Annotated in this window: 6 protein-coding genes; all 6 read right to left on the reverse strand. The window is 54.2% G+C overall.

Features of this window, described 5'->3' with window-relative positions:
• Nucleotides 1–64: 64 nt before the first annotated feature.
• The gene (rplX, locus tag SMC5_RS05310; RefSeq protein ID WP_119119901.1) at nucleotides 65–403 is read right to left on the reverse strand and encodes a 50S ribosomal protein L24; all 339 of its coding nucleotides are present in this window, start codon (nucleotides 401–403) and stop codon (nucleotides 65–67) included.
• Between the two features lie 9 nt (nucleotides 404–412).
• A complete protein-coding gene (gene rplN / locus SMC5_RS05315; protein WP_119119902.1) occupies nucleotides 413–781 on the reverse strand; it encodes a 50S ribosomal protein L14 in 369 nt (122 codons plus the stop codon).
• Entirely contained in the window at nucleotides 774–1,043 is a 270-nt protein-coding gene (rpsQ, locus tag SMC5_RS05320; protein WP_119119903.1) for a 30S ribosomal protein S17, read from the reverse strand. The genes rplN and rpsQ overlap by 8 nt, the downstream gene beginning before the upstream one ends.
• Nucleotides 1,043–1,261 (reverse strand): 50S ribosomal protein L29, encoded by a 219-nt coding sequence (rpmC, locus tag SMC5_RS05325; protein ID WP_119119904.1) that lies wholly within the window; start codon nucleotides 1,259–1,261, stop codon nucleotides 1,043–1,045. The genes rpsQ and rpmC overlap by 1 nt, the downstream gene beginning before the upstream one ends.
• Nucleotides 1,261–1,671 (reverse strand): 50S ribosomal protein L16, encoded by a 411-nt coding sequence (gene rplP, locus SMC5_RS05330; protein ID WP_119085826.1) that lies wholly within the window; start codon nucleotides 1,669–1,671, stop codon nucleotides 1,261–1,263. Before rplP ends, rpmC begins: the two co-directional genes overlap by 1 nt.
• Before the next feature lie 16 nt (nucleotides 1,672–1,687).
• The coding region (gene rpsC, locus SMC5_RS05335; RefSeq protein ID WP_119119905.1) for a 30S ribosomal protein S3 at nucleotides 1,688–1,969 on the reverse strand (282 nt) is incomplete at its 5' end.

Genomic DNA, 1,969 nt, shown 5'->3' on the forward strand with positions numbered 1-1,969 from the left:
TTGGCAGGGACTGCTGCAGTTGTTGTTTTTTTTGTCGTTTCCTTGGCTGCCATAGCGCGTCTCCTTACACCTTATCGATCGTCTCGTTGCAGACTCTGCACGAGCGAACGGACTTGTCACCCTCGACAAGGCGATGTGCGACCCTGGTCGGCTGGTGGCAGCTTGGGCAGATAAGCATGACTTTGCTGGCAAGAATCGGGGCTTCACGCTTGGCAATCTTTCCCTGCGGCATCGCCTGCGTGGGGCGAAGACTCTTGGATACCATATTAATGCCTTCAACCAACACCTTGCCAGCAGTCGGGACCGTCCTGATAACCTTGCCCTTGTTGCCCTTGTCCTTACCTGAAAGAACGACGACTGTATCGCCTTTCCTGATATTCAAGAACTTTAGAGTACCCTTCATGGTCAACTCCTACACAACTTCCGGTGCGAGCGAGGCAATCTTGAGATAGCCCTTGTCACGCAGCTCCCGGCAGACCGGCCCAAAAATACGCGTCCCTCTTGGGTTGCCATCGTCGTCAATAAGAACGGCAGCGTTCTGGTCGAAACGTACCAGACTACCGTCGGGCCGACGAACTTCTCTCTTCGTCCTCACGATAACACACTTGACGACCGCGCCCTTGATGACTGCTGCGTTTGGGGCGGCCTTCTTCACAGTAACCACGCACTTGTCGCCAACATGCCCCACCTGGTGCTTGTTGTTTGTGAGGACCGTGATGATTCTGACTTCTTTCGCGCCAGAGTTGTCGGCAACGATCATATGACTGTAGGGTCTAAGCATTCTGCGCCCCCCCGACAGTCGTTCCCACCTTGGTTACGACCTCAACAAGCCTCCAGCGCTTAGAGCTGGAAATCGGATGGGTAAACCTGACTACAACCGTGTCGCCAACAGAGGAAATGCGTCTGCTGTCGTCGGCATACAGCTTGGTTGTGCGCACAGTGATGCGGCCGAAGCTGCCCCGAACCATGCGTTTGACCCCAACGACGACACGCCCTTCCTGTGCCTTAAGCACTATTCCCTTCTCGACAATCTCTCCAGCCATTACTTGACCTCCTGCTTCTTCAACGCGAGACCCATCGTGCGCTCGTGCTCGACCGTCAGAATTTTGGCAATATCATGACGGACTTCCTTCACGCGAGCCGTGTTCTTGAGCTGGCGCGTCGCAAGCTGAAATCTCAAATTGAACAGCTCTCGACGAAGGTTCTCCATGTTCACTTTGAGTTCAGCGTCCGACATGTCTCTCACTTTGTTGATCCTCATTAGCTCCCCCTTGATAAGAAGCGTGTCCTGACGGGCAACTTGAAGGAAGCCAGTCTAGTGACTCGGCGAGCCTCTTCTTCGGTGATACCAGACATTTCAAAGAGGATTCTCCCGGGCTTGATGACGGCAGCCCAATGATCAACGTCTCCCTTGCCTGAACCCATACGGGTTTCTGCCGGTTTCTTCGTAATAGGCTTATCTGGGAAGATACGAATCCACATCTTTCCCTTCTTGTGAATGGCCGAAACCAGAGAGAGACGAGCTGCCTCGATCTGACGGTCCGTCACCAGGGAACACTCCATAGCCTGCAGTCCGAATTCGCCGAACGACAATTCGGCGCCACGAGTGGCCATGCCGCGCATTCTTCCACGGTGCATCTTTCTAAACTTGGTTCTCACAGGTAATAGCATGATGACCTCTCCTTGCTCAGTCTACGTCCTCACTGAAGAAGACCCTCTTGGGTGCATCTCCCTTGTAGAGCCACACCTTGACCCCGATACGGCCGAACTTGATGAGAGCCGGCTCATAGGAGTAGGTTACGTCAGCTTTCAAGGTCTGAAGCGGCACGCGCCCTTCACGATACCACTCGGTGCGAGCGATCTCGGCTCCGCCGAGACGACCACTGCACTGAACCTTGATACCGCCTGCACGAGCTCTCATTGCGCGCTTGATTACTTGCTTCATTGCGCGCTTATAGGAGACACGCTT

Source organism: Candidatus Cryosericum odellii (assembly GCF_003570935.1).
GTDB classification, from domain to species: domain Bacteria; phylum Caldisericota; class Caldisericia; order Cryosericales; family Cryosericaceae; genus Cryosericum; species Cryosericum odellii.